Origin of the sequence: Pseudanabaena yagii GIHE-NHR1 (assembly GCF_012863495.1) — a bacterium.
GTDB classification, from domain to species: Bacteria; Cyanobacteriota; Cyanobacteriia; order Pseudanabaenales; family Pseudanabaenaceae; genus Pseudanabaena; species Pseudanabaena yagii.
On sequence record NZ_JAAVJL010000001.1, the window covers coordinates 1644642 to 1664549 of the forward strand.

General features: G+C 42.2%; 20 protein-coding genes. 19 read left to right on the forward strand and 1 reads right to left on the reverse strand.

Annotated features, from left to right (window positions below; all coding sequences use genetic code 11):
• The first annotated feature begins 442 nt into the window (after nucleotides 1-442).
• The 18 genes from HC246_RS07655 (at nucleotide 443) to HC246_RS07740 (ending at nucleotide 17633) form a co-directional block, all read left to right on the forward strand.
• The gene (locus tag HC246_RS07655; RefSeq protein ID WP_169362863.1) at nucleotides 443-751 is read left to right on the forward strand and encodes a carbon dioxide-concentrating mechanism protein CcmK; all 309 of its coding nucleotides are present in this window, start codon (nucleotides 443-445) and stop codon (nucleotides 749-751) included.
• Between the two features lie 114 nt (nucleotides 752-865).
• On the forward strand, nucleotides 866-1207 hold the full coding sequence (locus HC246_RS07660) for a carbon dioxide-concentrating mechanism protein CcmK (RefSeq protein WP_126384540.1): 342 nt from the start codon (nucleotides 866-868) through the stop codon (nucleotides 1205-1207).
• Between the two features lie 114 nt (nucleotides 1208-1321).
• The gene (locus tag HC246_RS07665; protein WP_169362864.1) at nucleotides 1322-1630 is read left to right on the forward strand and encodes a EutN/CcmL family microcompartment protein; all 309 of its coding nucleotides are present in this window, start codon (nucleotides 1322-1324) and stop codon (nucleotides 1628-1630) included.
• 146 nt (nucleotides 1631-1776) lie between these two features.
• A complete protein-coding gene (locus HC246_RS07670; RefSeq protein WP_169362865.1) occupies nucleotides 1777-3807 on the forward strand; it encodes a ribulose bisphosphate carboxylase small subunit in 2031 nt (676 codons plus the stop codon).
• 112 nt (nucleotides 3808-3919) lie between these two features.
• Complete coding sequence (locus HC246_RS07675) at nucleotides 3920-4804, forward strand: LbetaH domain-containing protein (RefSeq protein ID WP_169362866.1); 885 nt, start codon at nucleotides 3920-3922, stop codon at nucleotides 4802-4804.
• A gap of 592 nt (nucleotides 4805-5396) precedes the next feature.
• Nucleotides 5397-5576 carry a hypothetical protein gene (locus HC246_RS07680; protein ID WP_169362867.1) on the forward strand — a complete coding sequence of 60 codons (180 nt, stop codon included), beginning with the start codon at nucleotides 5397-5399 and terminating at the stop codon, nucleotides 5574-5576.
• Nucleotides 5577-5692: 116 nt separating this feature from the next.
• Nucleotides 5693-7774, forward strand: coding sequence for a ribonuclease catalytic domain-containing protein (locus HC246_RS07685; RefSeq protein ID WP_169362868.1), 2082 nt, complete (start codon nucleotides 5693-5695; stop codon nucleotides 7772-7774).
• Complete coding sequence (locus HC246_RS25830) at nucleotides 7761-8021, forward strand: DNA-binding protein (protein WP_169362869.1); 261 nt, start codon at nucleotides 7761-7763, stop codon at nucleotides 8019-8021. The genes HC246_RS07685 and HC246_RS25830 overlap by 14 nt, the downstream gene beginning before the upstream one ends.
• Nucleotides 8022-8065: 44 nt before the next feature.
• Nucleotides 8066-8278, forward strand: coding sequence for a hypothetical protein (locus HC246_RS25835; RefSeq protein WP_169362870.1), 213 nt, complete (start codon nucleotides 8066-8068; stop codon nucleotides 8276-8278).
• 92 nt (nucleotides 8279-8370) lie between these two features.
• On the forward strand, nucleotides 8371-9663 hold the full coding sequence (locus HC246_RS07700) for a PDDEXK family nuclease (protein WP_169362871.1): 1293 nt from the start codon (nucleotides 8371-8373) through the stop codon (nucleotides 9661-9663).
• 277 nt (nucleotides 9664-9940) lie between these two features.
• Complete coding sequence (rpsD, locus tag HC246_RS07705) at nucleotides 9941-10549, forward strand: 30S ribosomal protein S4 (RefSeq protein WP_126384520.1); 609 nt, start codon at nucleotides 9941-9943, stop codon at nucleotides 10547-10549.
• Nucleotides 10550-10655: 106 nt separating this feature from the next.
• Nucleotides 10656-11243: a DUF3038 domain-containing protein gene (locus HC246_RS07710; RefSeq protein ID WP_126384517.1), complete on the forward strand. Its 588-nt coding sequence runs from the start codon at nucleotides 10656-10658 to the stop codon at nucleotides 11241-11243.
• Entirely contained in the window at nucleotides 11243-12034 is a 792-nt protein-coding gene (locus HC246_RS07715; RefSeq protein WP_169362872.1) for a DUF4335 domain-containing protein, read from the forward strand. The genes HC246_RS07710 and HC246_RS07715 overlap by 1 nt, the downstream gene beginning before the upstream one ends.
• Nucleotides 12035-12180: 146 nt before the next feature.
• A complete protein-coding gene (locus HC246_RS07720) occupies nucleotides 12181-13569 on the forward strand; it encodes an aspartate ammonia-lyase (RefSeq protein WP_169362873.1) in 1389 nt (462 codons plus the stop codon).
• 247 nt (nucleotides 13570-13816) lie between these two features.
• The gene (gene glmU / locus HC246_RS07725) at nucleotides 13817-15178 is read left to right on the forward strand and encodes a bifunctional UDP-N-acetylglucosamine diphosphorylase/glucosamine-1-phosphate N-acetyltransferase GlmU (RefSeq protein ID WP_169362874.1); all 1362 of its coding nucleotides are present in this window, start codon (nucleotides 13817-13819) and stop codon (nucleotides 15176-15178) included.
• A gap of 409 nt (nucleotides 15179-15587) precedes the next feature.
• Entirely contained in the window at nucleotides 15588-16877 is a 1290-nt protein-coding gene (locus HC246_RS07730) for a CHAT domain-containing protein (protein WP_169362875.1), read from the forward strand.
• Nucleotides 16878-16989: 112 nt separating this feature from the next.
• Nucleotides 16990-17265, forward strand: coding sequence for a hypothetical protein (locus HC246_RS07735; protein WP_169362876.1), 276 nt, complete (start codon nucleotides 16990-16992; stop codon nucleotides 17263-17265).
• Nucleotides 17262-17633, forward strand: coding sequence for a clan AA aspartic protease (locus HC246_RS07740; RefSeq protein ID WP_169362877.1), 372 nt, complete (start codon nucleotides 17262-17264; stop codon nucleotides 17631-17633). Before HC246_RS07735 ends, HC246_RS07740 begins: the two co-directional genes overlap by 4 nt.
• Nucleotides 17634-17731: 98 nt before the next feature.
• On the opposite strand, the gene HC246_RS07745 is transcribed toward HC246_RS07740, so the two are convergent.
• Entirely contained in the window at nucleotides 17732-18943 is a 1212-nt protein-coding gene (locus tag HC246_RS07745) for an acetate/propionate family kinase (RefSeq protein ID WP_169362878.1), read from the reverse strand.
• A 223-nt stretch (nucleotides 18944-19166) separates the two neighbouring features.
• Here HC246_RS07745 and HC246_RS07750 point away from each other — a divergent pair, with 223 nt between their 5' ends.
• A complete protein-coding gene (locus tag HC246_RS07750; protein WP_169362879.1) occupies nucleotides 19167-19796 on the forward strand; it encodes an HAD-IB family phosphatase in 630 nt (209 codons plus the stop codon).
• The last annotated feature ends 112 nt before the right edge of the window (nucleotides 19797-19908 follow it).

A 19908-nucleotide genomic window follows, 5' to 3' on the forward strand; every position in this document is an offset into this window, starting at 1 on the left:
GATTTATCATGACGGCTTATATTGTCAAATGTACCGCCACTAGTTATCGTAGATATAAAGATAGAGTTGAATATATTTATCATATTCATTTTCTTTGATTATTCAGATTTAGAATGGCTATGTCTGTAGTAATAAATACCTATCAATATATTTTTTATAGATTTTTTTATAATTTTTATAAATTTATCGATAGGGAATTACCATAACAGGTCAAAAAATATCTGTAAATTAGCTGCGAAAAGCTAGCTGCATTAAGTCAGCTACAAAAGTGCGCCTAACGTCATCTCATTTTTATTTTGTTTTAAAAATTTGAAATTTGATGTTTTAAGCGAACCGATCGTAGCTAAGATCAATAGTTGCGCTCGTGCATCTACATATGATTGATAGATAAAACGCGAGAACTTCAGTTTTTTAGAGAGTCGTAAGGACACTGGCTTAAATTATGCCGATCGCTATTGGAATGATCGAGACTAGAGGCTTCCCCGCAGTTGTAGAAGCAGCGGATGCCATGGTCAAAGCTGCTCGCGTTACCCTTGTGGGTTACGAAAAAATCGGTAGTGGGCGGGTTACAGTCATCATCAGAGGTGATATCTCTGAGGTGAAAGCATCCATCGCTGCTGGAGTTGACGGTGCAAACCGAGTAAATGGGGGCGAAGTTGTTTCGACTCATACCATTGCTCGACCACACGAAAACCTAGAGTATGTGCTACCTATTCGCTATACGCGAGAAGTAGAGCAATTTGCTTTTTAGAGTTGTTTTATTTTGTTGCTTTTTCTGATTGTCTCAAAAAGACCCTCGAAAAACAGTATCAAAAGACTAAATTTTCATTAATTTCATTATTTATTTCTTAGGAGAACACGAATTATGGCGATCGCAGTTGGAATGATTGAAACCCTTGGTTTCCCTGCCGTTGTAGAAGCAGCCGATGCTATGGTTAAAGCTGCTCGCGTTACCTTAGTTGGCTACGAAAAGATCGGTAGTGGTCGTGTGACCGTTATCGTTCGTGGCGATGTCTCCGAAGTACAAGCTTCAGTTGCAGCAGGTACCGATTCCGTAAAGCGCGTAAACGGTGGACAAGTTCTTTCCACACACATCATTGCTCGTCCTCACGAAAACCTCGAATACGTTCTACCAATTCGCTACACCGAAGAAGTCGAGCAGTTCCGTGACAACGTAAACTCCATCCGTCCTATCAACCGCCCATAGTATTGGGACTTAACTAGCGCGATCGCTATAAATTTGCTGGTTTGTCTGCTCAAACTTTGGCATCTCGTATTCGCATCTTCATTTCATTCATTCTGCAAACGTACTTATAACAACATGCAAATTGCTAGAGTTTGCGGTACGGTCGTCAGTACCTACAAAGAGTCAAATCTATCTGGAAGCAAGTTTCTGCTCTTGCAGCTTGTCGATCTCCAAGGACAGTTACTTCCAGATTACGAAGTTGCCACTGATACTGTCGGTGCTGGCGTAGATGAATGGGTGTTATTTACTCGTGGGAGTGGTGCGAGACAGGTACGAGATAGCACAAACCGTCCGATTGATGCCGCAGTTGTCGCCATCATCGATACTGTGAGCCTGAGCGATCGCACTCTCTACAGCAAAAAATACAATGAAAGAATGCTATAGAGATATGCCGATCTTGGCGCTAGATAAGTAAAAAAGTTTTCCGACGTTGTAGCTTAAGTTGTTATTTGGAGGTGCGCTTTTGAGCCACTGATCATCTTGATTTTGATAGTCAGGATATCGGTAAGACTTAAAAGTGCAGGTTCACTATGGTAGTTCGTAGCTTTGCTGCCCCCCCTACACCTTGGTCTAGGAATTTGGCAGAACCCAAAATCGATCCATCCGCCTACGTTCATTCTTTTTCCAATCTAATTGGCGACGTTTATATCGGCGCTAATGTTTTGATTGCCCCAGGCACGTCGATTCGTGCGGACGAGGGCAATCCTTTTCATATTGGTAATAGTACGAACGTCCAAGATGGTGTTGTCATTCATGGTCTAGAAAAAGGTCGCGTGGTTGGCGATGACGGCAAAGAATATTCCGTCTGGATTGGAAATAGTACTTCCATCACGCACATGGCTCTTATCCATGGGCCAGCTTATATTGGCAATAACTGCTTTATTGGGTTCCGCTCAACGGTATTTAATGCGCGGGTCGGTGACGGCTGCATTATTTCCTTACATGCTCTTGTCCAAGATGTAGAAATTCCTGCGGGTAAATATGTTCCTTCTGGTGCAGTGATTACAACGCAGCAACAAGCCGATCTGCTACCGAATGTGCGGGAATCAGACCAAAACTTTGCGAGTCATGTTGTCGGTATCAACGAGTCCTTGAGACAAGGTTATCGCTGTGCTGCTGATATTGCCTGCATTACACCGATCCGCCAACAACAAGAAAACTCGACATCATCAAGCAGCAATTCTGTTGCCAGTTTTAAAACACAGCTTAATACGCAACATTCTAATCAAATTAATCAGAACTTTACAGATATACAAGCACAGAGGAATGGATCTATGGCTGGGGATTTAGCGCAGCAAATACGACAATTTTTAGGTCAAGGCTACCATGTTGCAGTTGAGTATGCAGATGTGCGTCGCTTCCGTAGTGGCTCTTGGCAATCTTCTGCTATTCCACATACATCTGAAGCTTCAACAGTAATTGCGGCTGTACAAAATGCTTTAGTAGAAAATGAAGGTGAATATGTTCGCTTGGTTGCGGTTGACCCCAAGGCAAAGCGTCGTGTTTCCGAAACTATTATTCAACGTCCCAGTGATAAAGCAGCAGTAATCAGCAATGCTGCACCTAGCGTCAGCAATGGTAGTGCACCTAAAGCAGCCTCGAACGGTTCTGCGGTTAGTGCTAACAGTGCCGATATTGCAGGTCAGGTGCGTCAACTCTTAGCTCAAGGCTATCGCATTAGTACAGAATATGCTGATGCCCGTCGTTTCCGTTCTGCCGCATGGCAAACTGGTCCTGCAATCGATGCATCCAGTGAATCTAGCGTGATTGCCGCTTTAAATAATATTCTTGCTGAGCATGAAGGTGAATATGTCCGTTTAGTTGGTGTTGATCCTAAGGCAAAGCGTCGTGTTACAGAAACCATCATTCAACGTGCTGATAGCCAAGCTGTAAGTATTGGTCAATCGAATGGCAATGGTGCATCGGCAAGTTCCACTGCTCCTCGCGCCAATGGTGTTACGAGTGGTGATGTTGCATCTACTGTCGGTCAACTGTTGGCTCAAGGTTATCGCCTTAGTGTTGAACATGCGGATGAGCGCCATTTCCGTACTACTTCTTGGCAGACTCTTCCTGCGATTACTGCTAACAACCCAGCCGCCGCGATCGCTGCTTTAGATAATTACATTGCTGAATATAGCGATGAATATGTGCGTCTTGTTGGTGTTGACACCAAGTTAAAGCGCCGTGTCGTTGAACTACTAGTACATCGTCCTGGCGGTCAGCCCGTAGCGGCAACTCGTACTGCGGTTAAGGTCAGCAACTCTAGCAATAGCTCCTATGGTGGCGGTGCTGGCAAGCTTAGCGCTGATATGCTATCTCGTATTCGTCAGCTATTGGCTCAGGGCTACCGTATTGGTACTGAACATGCCGATGAGCGCCATTTCCGCACTAGTTCTTGGTTTAGCTGTTCACCGATCGCTACCTCTAATGAGTCGGAAGTAATTCGTGCATTGGAAGCTTGTTTAGATGAGCATGGTGATGAATATGTGCGCTTACTAGGTATTGATCCTAAAGCTAAGCGTCGTGTATTTGAAGGAATCATTCAACGTCCTGCAAAGTAACGTGTTTAGAGAACCTCGCAAAGCGAGGTTCTCTATTTAGAAAAGTAATTAGCGAGTAATTGTTGTCAAGAACTTAGCGAAGTCCTTGATGAATTTAGAGAATTTAAAAATCATGCAATCGAACTACCTACCACCTTTAGAACCCATCGGAGATTTTCGCTCCTATGTTTGTGGGGATGTAGTGATCGATGAGACGGCAGCGATCGCATCTGGAGTATTAATCCAAGCAGATCAGGGTGGCAAGATTATGATTGGTGCAGGGGTATGTATCGGTATGGGAGCAGTGCTGCACGCTCAAGGGGGACTATTAGAAATTGGGGCAGGTGCAAATCTGGGAGCGGGGGTTTTAGTATATGGCACTAGCAGAATTGGTGAAGGTGCTTGTATTGGGGCTTCTAGTTCCATTGTGCGGGCGGTAATTGCTAAGGGGGCGATCGTACCTCCCTGTTCGTTAATTAGTGGGTTAGATCAAACTGCCGTGGAGAAAGAGGTAAGTCCTGCGATCGCCCAAGATTTAGAAACAAGTTTAGAAACAAATAAAATTCCTTCACCCACAAATTATTCATTTACCCATACCTATTCTGCTGCTCAGCCTTTAAAAAACAAATTTGTGTCAGCGAATTTTGCCCAGTCGCCTGTGTCTCTGGAGCAATCTGACAATCTCAATAGTGACAATATTATTGAGCGATCGACCACAGAGACCTATGTGCATACCAGTGTCACTGCTACGCCTGAGAGTGTAATTGCCAACTCGGTCGAGCGCACAGTCACCGAAACTCAGGTGGAAATTCCGAATGAGCCTATTGCTGAGCAGTCTGTGGAATCCACAGTAATTTCTGAAGATGCTTCTGGGCAAGCGTTAAGTGATGAGTCAATTAGTCCAGAGCAGACAGGTTCTGATTTGACCACCATCAATGCAGCAAATTCAGCACAGGCTAAGGCATATGCTCAAGCTCAAATCAACCGCTACATTAAGAGACTTTTTCCACAAAACTAAACTTTAACGTTATTTCGATATAGCCACGTCGTGCAAAGCACGACGTGGCTATATTTTTTCGGGACAATTTGAAACGTGCTTTGAGAGAGGGGTTGCGTCGCAAACCCTCTCTCAAAGTACAAAAGTAAAAGCCTTGCTAAACGAGGCTTTTACTTTTGTGCTTTGAAAATTTGTCAGCTTAACCCGAACTGACGTTAGGTATCAAATGTCATCCAATAAGGTCTGGGCAGACTGTCTTAGAACCGATAAATTTAGATATATCTAATTTTGAGATTATCTTTGCTTTTGTCAGTTCGATTATCTATTTGTAATCATGCTTACAAGATCAGTGATAAAGATCACTCAAATTTGATACTTAAATTACATCCTTATTTAAATTTAGCGATTATCATTAGTATTACAAAAGCGACTTTTTTGTGATTGCGAGAATATTTACAGCTAAATTGTGATGAGTAATTGTCAGTAGAGTATTGATGCTTTGACAAAATTACCGAGTAATTTTTAGACACAGCTCGTATTAAGGCACAGGAAACAAAAAGACGTAAATTTGTCATTATTGGCGTTGGGACAACGTTGTTGGAGGGATATGAAGATGAATAGCACTTTTAGCCTTAAATCTAGTATTGCCTTGCTAGTTCTGGGTGCTGCGATGATGGCATCTCCCAAGCAACCAGTACAATCAACATCAGATGCACTCATTTCTTACCAACCAGAGATCGCTGCTTCTGCGGTGGGGGCGATCGCTAATGCTATGCAGTATGAAGTTACTTAGTATTTATAAATTCAAAAATAAAGGCGGCGCATCGCGCCGCCTTTATTTTTGAAAACTAAGTTTAAAAAGGTAGAATACTAAAGAAAATTTTTGGCTTTGGTGGACAAGGGGCTATTTTGGAAAAAGGTACGCTAGTCGAAGTGAAATTGCATGGCGATCGCCGCCTTGTCGTGATTGATCGTCCTGAAGGCAAAAAGCACTTTCAAGCGATCGATGAAAATGGCAATACCCACACGATCCACCCCCGCGAGATTAATTACATTATTAAGGCTAGTGGTGAAAGCTCTAGCTTTACCTACACACAAATCCCTTCATTCTTGCAAAAAGTAGAAAACTTTCTCGATCCCTCTAGCCTCGAAGTTGCTTGGGAAATTTTGATCGAAGACAATCAACCCACTAACCCTAGCAATCTTGCCAATCTCCTATTTTCAGAAGTTTCTGCGGTTACGTCCTACGCTTCCTATTGCCTATTAAGTAGTGACAAAATTTACTTCAAACAAAAGGGCGATCTCTACGAACCCCGCTCAAATTCCCAAGTCTCAGAGTTAAAACATCAAGCGGAAGCCGCCGCCCAACGCGCTAAATTAATTGAGGAGTTTCAGAATAAGCTAACGACGAAGCTATCGGGTGGTGAAGTCACATGGACTACGAGCGATCGCAGTCGGTTAGATTGTCTAGAACGTTACGCACTTAATGGTGATGAAGCCTCCGATAAAGCCGCCGCCCAAGAGTTACTGAGCTTTGCTAAACGTCCTAAAAATGAACAGGCTGCATTTCAAATGTTGGTTGACCTTGGCATTTGGAGCGAACATGAAAACCTGAATTTGCTGCGTAGCCAGATTCCGATTCGCTTTGCTAATGAATTGATTGCTGCTGCACAGGAATGTTTCACTGCGCCCATCCCTGACCATATGGGAGACCTGCGCCGCGATCTCACCCATCTGCATGTCTATACGATTGATGATATCAGCACCACCGAAATCGATGATGGTCTGAGTATTGAGACCTTAGCAGATGGTCGCAAGCGGATTTGGATTCATATTGCTGATCCCACACGCTGGCTTGATCCCGACAGTCCCTTAGATCGGGATGCGCGTAAGCGTGGCACAAGTGTCTACTTGCCCACAGGTGTGATCCCAATGTTCCCCATCGAACTAGCGGCAGGTCCCATGAGCTTGATCGAGAATAAGGTCTGTCATGCGGTTTCTTTTGCGGTCGATCTTGATGAGGTGGGTGCAGTTGCTCATTACGAAATTGTGACAAGTTTGGTGAAGCCGAACTATCGCCTCACCTATGAAGATGTCGAAGAAATGCTGCAACTCGGCGTAGAGGATGATCTCGATCGCCTTGCCGACTTTGCTCGCCTTCGCAAAAAATGGCGTGTTGATCAGGGTGCGATCGAAATTCATTTACCCGATACCAGCGTCAAGGTTGACTCGAAAAATGGCGATCGCCTGACCTTAGAACTGATGGAAGATACATTCTCTCGACAACTAGTCGCCGAGATGATGATCCTCGCTGGCGAGGTCGCCGCTAAGTTTGCACAAACAAATAACATTCCTATCCCCTATCGCTACCAAGAACAACCCGAATTACCGCCCCTCGATACCTTGATGCAGTTACCATCGGGGCCTGTGCGCGAATTTGCGATCTGTCGCTGTATGACTAAAGGCTCACTAGGGCTATATGCTTCGCGCCATGCAGGTTTGGGACTTGATGCCTATGCACAGGTGACATCCCCAATTCGTCGCTATAGTGATTTGCTAGCCCATTGGCAAATCAAGGCTTTCTTGCGTGGTGAGCCTCTGCCCTTTACGGCAGAAATGCTGACAGCAATTTTACAGGCGATCGATCCTGCGATTTGGGATGCCAATCAGGTTGAGCGACAATCGGTCAAATATTGGAGCTTAGAATATCTGCGTCGTAATAAGGATGTGGTGTGGGAAGCGTTGATGCTGGATTGGTTGCGCGAAAATGAAAAGCTGGCTCTAGTCTTGATCGAAGATTTGGGCTTGAAGTTACCGATGCGAATTAATCGCCAGATCCAAGTGGGCGACAATCTCCAAATCAGAACCTCCGATGTCGATCCCCGCAAGGACATAATTTATTTCCAAGAAGTGCAGCAGTCCACATCTCCTCTAGAAATAGAGATGGAAAGAAATATCGATCGGATCGAATCAGAGTATGCCACTCTTTGAATTTACCTTAAAGTTTAGTCTCCCAAATTCTCAAATTGATCCTAATGCTTATATTGAGAAACTATATGAAAATGGCTGTGACGATGCCTTAATTGGTATTGGAACTAAGGGATATATTGCTCTTGATTTCATCCGTGAGGCATCATCAGCTTATGAGGCAATTTACAGTGCTATTACTGATGTAAAAGCAGTGATTCCCAAATCAAGGTTAATTGAAGCAACTACAGATTGTGTTAGTTTAACGTAAACTGTAAAATCCTTGGATGTTCTTGGCAAAACGCAAGAAATCTCATGATCAAAGATAAGATAATCTCTCCTTTCACTGTTTATGAAGGGACTCCTTCAATTTGGTGTTTAGCAGATATTCTCATTTGGTTACGGAATGAGAAAACTTATGAAATTGATAAAGCTTTGTTAGAAGTTTCTAAAACCAATATGAATTTTAATCTTGCTAGAAGCTGGGAAAATCAGCTCAAGAGATTCAAGAAAATACTAAAGATTTAATTGTTTGATTAATAAACCTAAGAATATTTAATTAATCTATACTTTATGGCTTACTCAGATTTATAGACTATTTTTATAAATTTTTATAAGATATGAATTACGTTATTAAAATACCAAAAGAAATTGTAGAAATATCATTTCGCAATGCCTTATCATATCCTAAAATTACAAGGGGTAATTTTTTTAGTGATATTAGAAAAGCTTTTAAGGCAGAACTAGAAACATTATTTGAGAAACAAGGGATAATAGTAAATCGAAATCAATCGTTAGGATATACAAATTTTTCAAAGAATTCTAATTTGTTTAATATGTCTCCTATCACTAAAGTTATCAACAGCAAAAAAGATATTTTAGTAAAAATTGATGCGGTTTTTTGTGCTGGATATGGACATGATGACTATAGCCTACGAGCGATTAATTATATAGATAGGGAGATGCTTGCACTACCTTCACTTTTACCATTTCGAGCGGTTGAAAACTTTTCTCTGGGTAATATTGCAATACTAATTGAAAATAAAAATTATCAAATAGCTATCGAAACCGATGAAGGAATTAACTTAGCTGGATATACTTATGATATTTCCGATAGAAAAAGAAAATCCTATATATGTTTACTAGGAATTCACTTTAGCAAAGATATTATTTTAAATATTTTCCAAGAATCCACAATTCAGTGTAATCATCTGCCAGAAATCTTAGATGAGATTAGAATTGATAATTCTTTTTTCCCTGTCACCTTCATCTGTAGAAACTGCGGCAAGGTTTTAACATGTTCTTGTTTTGAAGAATATCTAAATATAAAAAATGGATTAACAGTAAGAGGTATAGATATAACAGTCAAGGAAAATATATGTCACTTATGTACTGGAGATATTCCAAGGCAAGAGTATTTATGCTCTCCTACTCCATCTGCTTTTCTAAAAAGATATATGCCTTATCAATACCTTTTCTCGTTAAAAAAATATAGAACATTTATTTTCCCAACGCAAAAAGAGTATAAAGAAATAGAAAATGAAGTTAGAGAAGCATTTAACTACCCAAAAATCGGAGAAAAATGGATCTCTGAAACTATTCTTTATAAGATGGTTCAAGTACTTTTTCCATCCTTAGATGTAATACATCATTACAGAGGTAAAGAGCTTGAAGGTTTAGAAATTGACATATGGATACCTAGTTTAAAGATTGGGATCGAGTATCAAGGGATTCAGCACTTTGAAATTATTGAACATTGGGGAGGAGAAGATGGTCTTAGAAAAAGAAAACAAAATGATCAAAAGAAGAAAGAACTTTGTAAGTCTCTTGGTTATAAGTTGATTGAATTTCGGTATGACGAAAATTTAACCGAAAAAAGGCTGCAAAATAAGTTGAAATCTATTCTGTTTTAAACCTTTCGATATAAGGTTTAAAGCACTTGTATCACATCTACATACATTGATCATTGAAAGACATTTCCACTATCGTTATTAAGTAGTCACATATATAAAGCGATCACATCGAACCTAAATCCATCAACATTAAAATTTCACTATTAGGGCTGATTCTGTCTTCAAATGCCCTGTATACAAGCATTGATCCAAAACTCATTTTTTTGTAAAGCTTTTTCGCAAAATTGCAATATACTAGATAGGCTGTCAAGTTTTCAACAGTAACAAGGAAGGAGCTATGTCCCGTTATAGAGGTCCGCGCCTCAGAATCGTCAGAAGACTCGGAGAGCTTCCCGGTCTAAGTCGCAAACAACCTAAGCACGCATATCCACCCGGACAACATGGTCAAGATCGCAAAAAGCGTTCTGAGTATGCAGTGCGTCTCGAAGAAAAACAAAAATTACGTTTTAACTACGGTCTAACCGAAACTCAACTACTCCGCTATGTGCGTCGCGCTAGAAGAGTTAAGGGTTCTACAGGACTTGTATTGTTGCAATTGCTAGAAATGCGTTTAGACAATACCGTTTTTCGTTTGGGTTTAGCACCAACGATTCCTGCGGCTCGTCAGCTAGTAAATCATGGACATATCACCATCAATGGCAAGAGTGTCACCATTCCTAGCTATGGTGTTCGCCCTGGTGAAGTAATTAGCGTCAAAGACAACGAAAAATCGAAAAAGATCGTCGAGCGTAACCTCGAATTCCCCGGTCTATCTAACATTCCTAGCCATTTAGAATTTGACAAAGCAAAAATGACTGGTAAGGTCAATGGCGTTGTTGAACGTGAATGGGTGGCATTGCAAGTGAACGAACTGCTGGTTATTGAGTACTACTCACGCCAAGCTTAAGGTTAAAGCAATCAGCTACGGGCTTTGTTGTATCTTAGATAAATTGCTTGTAGCTGAAAGCCTTGCCATTGGGTAAACTCTATTAGGTTCAACTTCACTGCGAATTATGCAGTTAAATATTTCTGCTCCTGCAAACCTCGATTTACACGTTCCTAAAGACTTTGTTAGGGGTTGTCCCCGCAGTGTCCGTATGGATATTGATCATCTGCTTCTAGCGATCGAGGCGCTGGATTTAGAAGCAGTAGAAGTCATGCTCGTCTTAATTGAGCAGTTAGGTTTACAAAAGACGATTCCTAGTCGTGTCGCTTTTTGGCGACTGCGTAATACCAATCCATTGCGACGCAACTATCAGCGTGCAAGTCTTAGCTGGGATGAGCTAAAGGCTCTAGTAAAGATTGTTTGTACTTTGACTAAGCAGCTAGATACAGGTTTGCGCTTTTTGATTAGTACGCAGCAACAAATTAGTGAAGGCAAAATTGAGGCATTAGGGTTGCAGCAAAACCAAGCTTATTTAGAGACCTATATTGATCGCTTCAAGTCGTTATATATCGGTCGGATGCGATCGCCTTCGCCCCTAAATAATGAAGAAATCCGTGAATTAGCCCTACAACTACTAACGCGACTGTTGCTATGTAGTGGTGTCGCGGGTGAATATCGCCTATGGCATAGTCTGTTTGATGGAGCGATCGCCTAATGATTCAACGCAGCTATAGTTTGCCAAGTTGTACTTTACTGATTGATGGCATTAGCACCTCTGGGGATACCCTATCCATCCTAAGCGGGTTTAGTTGTCGCTTTAGTCATCAGTCTGAAGCTATCGAAGGTGGTCTCGATCTTCTCAAAGCCTTAGTTAAAGTTGTGGGAGCCTATGCTCAAGCTTTAAAAAGCAATACTCCTTTGACAATTCCTGAAGGGCAGGTACGTCTGGAACCAGAGGGAAAACATCTGCATTTGCTATCGATTACTGCCAATGAAGCTAATGCTAATACCACCCAAAAGATTGAAATTAAACTAAATACAATTCAGCTTTTTGACTTGATGGAGAGTTTGGATCGTCTCTGTTGCGATTCGACAACTTTGCCAGATTTGCGTTTAGTAACTCAAATTTCTGACTATCGAGCGCAGGCTCAGTTAAATAGTCAAGCCGTACCAGCGATCGCTGGGGTGATCAGTTTAGCGATCGCGGCAACGGTTCTGTACTTTGTCCCCACACCGAAGCCAGAAACCAAGCCCGCGCAACCTGTACCCACCCAAACTAACCCCTTGCCGAAGGTGTCAACACCACCAAAACCTTCCGCCAGTCCTGAAAGTACATCAACTCCTAGCAGTTCGACAAGTCCTGAGAGTTCTCCAACTCCCACAAGCTCAGCAAGCCCTGAGAGTTCTCCAACTCCTAGCAGCTCAGCGAGTCCTGAAAGCTCCCCAACGCCTACTAGTTCGGCAAGTCCTACTAGTTCATCAAGTCCTAGCTCTAGAAACAATTAAAAAAGAGATGTGCTTAGCACATCTCTTTTTTATCTTGACGGGACGATCGCAAAAAAATGACAATGGTCTTAATCGATTTAATCCAAATTATCCAAACTACCATAAGCTAAAAGCTAAAAGCCAAGAGCTAAAAGCCTCATAAAACTATGACCAGAACCGAACGCGACTCCATGGGGGAAATGTCCCTGCCCGATGATGTTTACTATGGTATCCAAACCGTTAGGGCGATCGATAACTTTAAGATTAGTGGACTAAAGCCCCTCCCCACCTTTGTTGATGCTTGCTTATTGATCAAAAAAGCAACCGCATTAGTTAACGCTGAACTGGGTTGTATTCCTGTGGGGATGGGTATGGCGATCGCGGCAGCGGCGGATGAAATTTTAGATGGAGCTTTGCGCGATCAATTTGTGGTGGATGTGTACCAAGCGGGGGCTGGCACATCGCATCATATGAATATTAATGAGGTCTTAGCCAATCGTGCCCTTGAAATTTTGGGCGATGTCAAAGGCAATTACCAAAATGTGAACCCTAATGATCACGTTAATTATGGTCAGTCAACTAATGATGTGATCCCTACCGCGATTCGGATTGGGGCATTATTAGCGTTACATCACGTACTTTTTCCCGCTCTCGCTAATCTCAATGAGCAGTTACGCATTAAAGCGATCGCCTTTGCAGGGATCGTCAAATCGGGACGTACCCATTTACAGGATGCTGTTCCCGTCAGACTTGGCGATGAATTTCAAGCCTACGCCCAAATTATTAGTGATCATGTGAGACGGATTCACCAAGCGGCTAGTGATCTCAAAACCCTCGGTCTAGGCGGTAGTGCTTCAGGGACAGGGTTAAATACCCATCCTCAATATTGCGATCGCGTTGCCGAAAAGCTAAGCGAAATTACAGGCTTTGAGCTAACCTCTGCTAGCAACTTAATGGCAGCGATGCAAAGCATGGCTCCATTTGTAAATGTATCAGGTGCGATTCGCAACCTTGCCCAAGACACCTGCAAAATTGCTAACGATTTACGCTTGATGGATTCGGGGCCCAAAACAGGTTTGCGGGAAATCATGTTACCCCCAGTGCAGCCGGGGTCATCGATTATGCCTGGAAAATATAATCCTGTAATTGCCGAGATGACGAATATGGTTTGTTATCAGGTGATTGGTTATGACACAGCGATCGCCTTTGCTGCACAGGCTGGTCAATTGGAATTGAATGTGATGATGCCTTTGATTGCCTATGATTTGATTCATAGCATTGAGATTTTAGGACAGGCGATCGATACTTTGGCGACTAAGTGCATTAGAGGTATTACCGCAGTGGAAGATCGTTGTCTTGCCTATGCTGAAGGTAGTCTTTCCTTAGTAACAGCCTTGAATACTCATATTGGTTACCTAAACGCGGCAGATGTAGCGAAGGAATCGCTTGCTACAGGTAAGTCATTGCGTCAGGTCGTTCTCGATAAAGGCTTGATGACCGAAGAGAAATTAGCCGAAGTTCTCAATCTCGAACAAATGAGTCGTCCGAACGGTTAGCCCTCACCTCTAGCCCCATCCCCCAATGGGATCTACCTTATCCATACAAGTCATAAAAACTAGCTAAGTCAACAATTAATCGCCCCCTAGCCCCCAATTCTGGGGGAACAAGAAAATAACATTCTTTCAAAGTCCCCCAGAATTGGGGGATTTAGGGGGCTTAGATACATTGAAACGAAAATAGAGTTTTGGCAAAGGGATGAGGGATGAGGGTCTTTGATTTAGTACTTAAATGGAGAAATAAAAAATGTTAGCAGTAGCAGTATTGGCGGCGGGTAAGGGAACGCGGATGAAGTCAGCCTTGCCAAAAGTATTACAACCCCTTGGCGGTAAGTCACTAGTGGAGCGCGTTCTCAATGCGACTGATGCCCTTCAAGCCGATCGCCGTATTGCGATCATCGGATATTGCAGCGATCAAGTTCGCGCAGCCCTCGCCGACTATCCCCATTTAGAATTTGCCGAACAGGCGGAACAATTGGGAACGGGTCATGCGATTCAGCAATTATTAGAACCCCTAGAAGGTTTTGAAGGAGAACTCGTCGTTCTCACGGGAGACTCGCCATTAATGCGAACGGAAACCATCCAAGCATTAATCGATAGCCATCGTCAACATAAAGCTTCGGCAACCGTACTCACCGCACTTCTGCCCAATCCTACTGGCTATGGTCGCGTATTTTGCGATCGCGATATGAAGATCGAACGCATCGTCGAGCATCGTGACTGCAATCCCGAACAACTTCTCAATCAGCGAGTAAGTACAGGAGTCTATTGCTTTGATTGGCAAGAATTAGCTCAAGCTTTACCAAAACTCACCACTAATAATGCTCAAAAAGAATATTATCTAACGGAAGTATTTGATTACTTGAAATCGGTTTATGCCAGTGATTTAGAAGATCCCGATGAAAGCTTAGGCATTAACGATCGCCTCCAGTTAGCCCATGCCTATGATGTTCTGCAAAAGAGAGCTAGGGAAAAATGGATGCGGGCTGGTGTGACCATGTTACTTCCTGAAACGATTACCATTGATGATGAAGTGGAACTTGCTCCCAATGTGATTATCGAGCCACATTCCCATTTACGCGGTAATACTAAAGTTGGCTCAGGTTCAATTATTGGTCCTTCCAGTCTGCTCTCCAATAGCATTATTGGCGAAAATAGTACGATTCAATTCTCGGTAATCGAAGATAGTCAAATTGCCGATAACTGTCGGATTGGACCTTTTGCGCGGATTCGGGGCGAGTCGGTAGTGGGCGAAAAATGCCGCATTGGTAACTTTGTGGAACTAAAAAATGCCAAGGTCGGAGATCGCACCAATGCGGCTCACTTGAGCTATCTCGGTGATGCGACGCTCGGCAAGCAGGTAAACATTGGTGCTGGCACGATTACCGCCAATTATGATGGCTTCAAAAAGCATCAAACCATAATTGGCGATCGCAGCAAGACTGGTTCCAATTCTGTTTTAGTTGCGCCAATTCAAATTGGCGAGAATGTGAATATTGCTGCGGGTTCTACACTGGTGCAAAGTGTGGAAGATAATTCCTTGGCGATCGCAAGGGCTAAGCAAGTTGTGAAACCCGATTATTACGATCAAGAAGGTCGTAAGAAGTGATGCTAAAGAGCTAGTAAAAATTAACCTCACGTGATTTAGATATAGCCATTTGCACTATGCTTCTCACAGTGCAAATGGCTATATCTAAACTGCCGATCCTGCTGATATTTTCTAAGGCGATCACACCACTACCGAAAAGGAATCTTAATAAGTTTCAACCTTAAGCGATCGCTTTTACAATTACAAATCCCAACAAGCGATCACTCACAAATTTGAGAAAATCGCTTGCTTGTTTGAATGGAGATATCTGGAATAATACGATAGGTTCCAATTAGATTTATTTGGTGGGGTTCATTTCATGAACGCACCCTAAGCTGCTAAGTTATACCGATAAAGTATTGGTGTTTAACTTGGTTACAGAATAACTTTTTGGGTGTATATTCTGGACTAAGACATATGTAGATAATTGATGAATACTATAAAAATCTTGTTTCTAGCAGCCGATCCTACTGATGCAGTCAGATTACGCTTAGGGCAAGAGTTGAGGGATATTCGTGAAAAATTACAACTCTCAAAACATCGAGATAGCTACTCCATAGAATCACGTGAATCTGTACGTGCTGGAGATATAAGTCAAGCTATTTTTGATATCGAGCCTCAAATTGTTCACTTTTCAGGACATGGTACTAGTGCTGGAGAACTTTGTTTTGAAGATAGTCAGGGGAAGACAAAACCAATAAAACCTGATGCACTTGCTAATCTATTTAAATTATTGGCTAGTCAAGTAAGGTGCGTAGTTTTAAATGCCTGTTATTCAGAGACTCAAGCAAGATCTATTGCCAAACATATTCCTTTCGTTATTGGTATGAATCAAGCTATTGGGGACAATGCTGCAATAGCATTTTCAGTAGGATTTTATAGAGCGCTAGGAGCAGGTCGTTCGGTTAAAGATGCTTATGAATTTGCTTGTGTGGAAATTCAGCTAGAAGGTATTCCTGAGTACTTGACACCCATTCTATTAGAAAAAGAAATAATAATAAAGGAAGATGAGATAGCACACAACAAACAAAATGTACCAGTTAGTAGCACTTCCTTTTTCTCGCAAAGATTTTCAAGTTCTTTTCCTGGCGTTAGAGGTATTCAAAGATTTTGTTCGTCTAGCGAAGCAATTACAAGGTTGAGTAAACTTCTAGAAGATCCTTTAAAATTTAATAAGCATTACTGTCCAGTATGGTGGTTTAGAGGTGATAGAAACTTTCAAATAGAATCTTTTGAACATCTAGAAGATGACATTGTTTTGATAGATAATCAAGAGTTGAAAATTAAGGAAGTTGTAGCGGTGAATGCCCGTAGTTATTATAAATGTTTTGTATACATTGAAACATATCCAATGAAACCTAGCGGTCTTTATGCTTGGACAGAAGAAAAGGAGATTCAGGATGAAATAGGAAGATATGGATACTGTTCTGAGCAATTTGCGGTTTATCAAAGAAAGTTTTTGGTTAATCGCTCTGAGTATGATGATGGTGCTGCTAATATTGATGGAAAAATTGTAGACTTAGATTGGAAAGCATCTGAGTTAAGAACTAGATACTTATCCTCCTATAATTTAGTTGTCGCAGCTAAAGAAAACCCTCTAAATACCCCCTCATTTGATAGCTCTTTTGAAGAGATTATGAATAATATTTTGAGAGGTTATGCAAGCGTAGAAGATTTAAGCGAGGCTATTCTTGAATTGCCAAAACGTGAATTTAATTAGTGCGATCGCCGATCTTATAGGGTGCATTAATGAAATGTAACGCAACTTATTTTATTATTTTATTATTGAGGCGATCGCTATAATGATTAAGTAACTTAATCGTAGAAAAACTATGACAGTTCGACAAAGACGTTATAGCAAAGAAGAAATATCTAAACGTGGACAAGCACTCTACGAAACGCAAATCAAGCAAAAAGTAGAAGCTGATAACTATGGCAAGATCGTAGCGATCGACATTGAAACAGGAGACTTTGCGATCGCTGACACAGTTTTACTTGCCACTAACCAATTATTTGATCGCTGTCCTACCGCCCAACCTTGGATAATCCGTATCGGTCATCGTGCGGTTTATCACTTTGGAGCAAGGAGTCTCGCCCAAAAACAATGATACTGGGAAATGTTAGCTTGAGATGCGAAGCGATGCTTCCACTAGTTGTCGATAATGCCAGCGGACAACAACAGATTATTGAGACAGTTATAGATACAGGATTTAATGGATTTTTGACCTTGCCATCAGATATCATCACTCAACTTGATTTGTCTTGGAATGGTTCAGATACTGTTACATTGGGGGATGGGAGTGAGACTCTATTTGATATCTATTCCGCAAGAATCATATGGGATGGGCAATTTCGTGAGATTGATGTTGCTGAATCAGAAACAGAACCTCTGATTGGTATGGGCTTGCTCTATGGATACAAATTACAAATAGAAGTAGTTGAAAGAGGCTTAGTTACAATTGTTGCATTAGCTTGATAAAGCGATCGCCTAGAAATCAAGACTCACAATAATTGCGATCGCCTTTAGAAAATGGATGTTGAGGCGATCGCTAACTCTTCAGCACAGGGTGAATATCAATTCCGAATATTCCAACATTCTCTAGCAATTTCCCAATCTTCTTGGGTATGAATCACTAAAACTCGCACGGCAGAATCGGGAGATGCAATATCAACATCGATCGCCCGTTGGTTATTTTTCTCTAGATCCAGTTTGAGATCTAAAAACTCAAAACCTGCACAGGTGGCGGCTCTAATGTCTGGAGCATTTTCGCCAACACCTGCGGTGAAGACTAGGGCATCTAAGCCGCCAAGACTAGCTAGCATTGCACCAATATGCGATCGCAAACTATGCACATAAACATCAAATGCAATCTGCGCTTGTGAGTTACCCTCCGCGATCGCTTTGAGAATTGGGCGTAAATCCGCAGAAATTCCTGAGATGCCTAATAGCCCAGATTCGCGATTGAGTAGGCGATCGAGTTTCTCCACATCCATATTTGGTTGACGCAGTAAATGGATGAGAATCCCTGCATCAATGGAACCAGAACGGCTACCCATGACTAAACCTTCGAGCGGTGTAAATCCCATAGTTGTATCAATACTATGACCGTCACGAATCGCGGCTAAGGAACATCCATTTCCTAAATGACAGGTAATCAAGCGTAAATCGTTAACTGGGCGATTGAGAATTTGGGCGGCGCGATCGCGACAATATTGGTGGCTGATCCCATGAAAGCCATAACGCCGAATTCCTTGCTCTGCATATTTACTGGGAATTGCGTAGGTGTAGGCGGCAGGTGATAAATGAGCGTGAAAGGCAGTATCAAATACAGCAACTTGGGGAATCTTCCCAAATACATTTTCCGTTGCGGCAATACCTTCTAAATTCGCAGGATTATGGACAGGGGCAAAGACTGAGAGTTTCGCGATCGCCTCTTTGACTTCTGTATTAAGCATGGTACTTTGGCGATATTCTGCTCCGCCATGCACCACTCGATGCCCGATGATATCTACATCTGAAGGCTCTTTGATGACTGCGGTTTCTCCATTCCACAAAGTCTCTAACATATGCGCGATAATCTTTGGGCGTGAGGTTGCAGCAATTTCTTCTTGAAGAACTTTGCCCTGATGGGTTTTAACTTTGATTTCGGCAAATCCCGTATGGTGCGTCCAGTCTACCATCGCTTCCCAAATCGGTTCAGGTGGTGTGTCAGGCAATACATTCCCTAAATCATACAAACAACTTTTTTGGCTACTCGATCCTGCATTGAGAACTAATATTTTCATGTTTTTGGGGATGATTATTTTTAGATAAGTACATCTCCCCAAAAAGCTGACTAGCTTGCATCGTGGGCAAAGCAGCTTCTTGGAGGTTTAGATGGATGAGCACAACTGAGCAGGTTTAGATAATTGAGGTTAGGACTGCTATATATTTATAACAAGTCTTGGCAAGTGAGGCTTGTTATAAATTACTAGGTTTGTGGATGAAGCCCCATATTTCAGAGGTGTAATGACTCGCATAGTATTCTGTGATTTCGATGGCACAATTACGGCAGTGGAAACTTTTGTCGCGATCTTGAAAGAATTTGCCCCAGATGTTTCGCAGCAGCTACTACCACAAATTTATGATCAGACCTTAACGCTGCGGGAAGGAGTACGCCAAATTCTTGAATCTATTCCTTCGAGACTCTATCCTGAAATTCTCGAATTTACGCGATCGCAACCGATGCGAGCTGGCTTTATCGAACTGCTCGATTTTCTGGATGTCGAAAAAGTGCCTTTGATCGTCGTTTCGGGCGGATTGCAAGGCATGGTGGAAGTAGTCCTAGGAGATCTAAAACAACGTGTTCATGCCATCCATGCGATCGCCATTGATCCTAGTCAGGAATATTTACAACTTCATTCCGACTATGAATATGGGACAGAACTAGTTGCTAAGGTAAAGGTGATCGAGGCATATGGAGCAACGGAAGCGATCGCCATTGGTGACTCGATTACGGATTTGAATATGGCGCTCTACGCCCCGACGGTATTTGCTCGCGATCGCCTTGCGGTTTATCTTGATCAACACCAAAAAGCCTATATTCCTTGGAATGATTTCTTTGATGTGCGTGATTATTTAAAAGCATCATGGAAATAGCAAAGCGGCAAAGCCGCTATTCCTATGACAAGAAAGCGCGGCTTTGCCGCGCTTTCTTGTCATAGGAGATGTCTATCTCCTTAGAGTTTGATTGCGATCAAGTTGTAAACTA

What these genes read in the sequence shown, in the direction of transcription:
- HC246_RS07680 (WP_169362867.1), top strand. Translation starts at nt 5,397, where the DNA reads ATGAATAGCACTTTTAGCCTTAAATCTAGTATTGCCTTGCTAGTTCTG.
- HC246_RS07670 (WP_169362865.1), top strand. Translation starts at nt 1,777, where the DNA reads ATGGTAGTTCGTAGCTTTGCTGCCCCCCCTACACCTTGGTCTAGGAAT.
- HC246_RS07710 (WP_126384517.1), top strand. Translation starts at nt 10,656, where the DNA reads ATGCAGTTAAATATTTCTGCTCCTGCAAACCTCGATTTACACGTTCCT.
- HC246_RS07745 (WP_169362878.1), bottom strand. Translation starts at nt 18,943, where the DNA reads ATGAAAATATTAGTTCTCAATGCAGGATCGAGTAGCCAAAAAAGTTGT.
- HC246_RS07715 (WP_169362872.1), top strand. Translation starts at nt 11,243, where the DNA reads ATGATTCAACGCAGCTATAGTTTGCCAAGTTGTACTTTACTGATTGAT.
- HC246_RS07655 (WP_169362863.1), top strand. Translation starts at nt 443, where the DNA reads ATGCCGATCGCTATTGGAATGATCGAGACTAGAGGCTTCCCCGCAGTT.
- HC246_RS07660 (WP_126384540.1), top strand. Translation starts at nt 866, where the DNA reads ATGGCGATCGCAGTTGGAATGATTGAAACCCTTGGTTTCCCTGCCGTT.
- HC246_RS07740 (WP_169362877.1), top strand. Translation starts at nt 17,262, where the DNA reads ATGATACTGGGAAATGTTAGCTTGAGATGCGAAGCGATGCTTCCACTA.
- HC246_RS07675 (WP_169362866.1), top strand. Translation starts at nt 3,920, where the DNA reads ATGCAATCGAACTACCTACCACCTTTAGAACCCATCGGAGATTTTCGC.
- HC246_RS07730 (WP_169362875.1), top strand. Translation starts at nt 15,588, where the DNA reads ATGAATACTATAAAAATCTTGTTTCTAGCAGCCGATCCTACTGATGCA.
- HC246_RS07665 (WP_169362864.1), top strand. Translation starts at nt 1,322, where the DNA reads ATGCAAATTGCTAGAGTTTGCGGTACGGTCGTCAGTACCTACAAAGAG.
- HC246_RS07720 (WP_169362873.1), top strand. Translation starts at nt 12,181, where the DNA reads ATGACCAGAACCGAACGCGACTCCATGGGGGAAATGTCCCTGCCCGAT.
- glmU (WP_169362874.1), top strand. Translation starts at nt 13,817, where the DNA reads ATGTTAGCAGTAGCAGTATTGGCGGCGGGTAAGGGAACGCGGATGAAG.
- rpsD (WP_126384520.1), top strand. Translation starts at nt 9,941, where the DNA reads ATGTCCCGTTATAGAGGTCCGCGCCTCAGAATCGTCAGAAGACTCGGA.
- HC246_RS07735 (WP_169362876.1), top strand. Translation starts at nt 16,990, where the DNA reads ATGACAGTTCGACAAAGACGTTATAGCAAAGAAGAAATATCTAAACGT.
- HC246_RS07750 (WP_169362879.1), top strand. Translation starts at nt 19,167, where the DNA reads ATGACTCGCATAGTATTCTGTGATTTCGATGGCACAATTACGGCAGTG.
- HC246_RS07700 (WP_169362871.1), top strand. Translation starts at nt 8,371, where the DNA reads ATGAATTACGTTATTAAAATACCAAAAGAAATTGTAGAAATATCATTT.
- HC246_RS25830 (WP_169362869.1), top strand. Translation starts at nt 7,761, where the DNA reads ATGCCACTCTTTGAATTTACCTTAAAGTTTAGTCTCCCAAATTCTCAA.
- HC246_RS25835 (WP_169362870.1), top strand. Translation starts at nt 8,066, where the DNA reads ATGATCAAAGATAAGATAATCTCTCCTTTCACTGTTTATGAAGGGACT.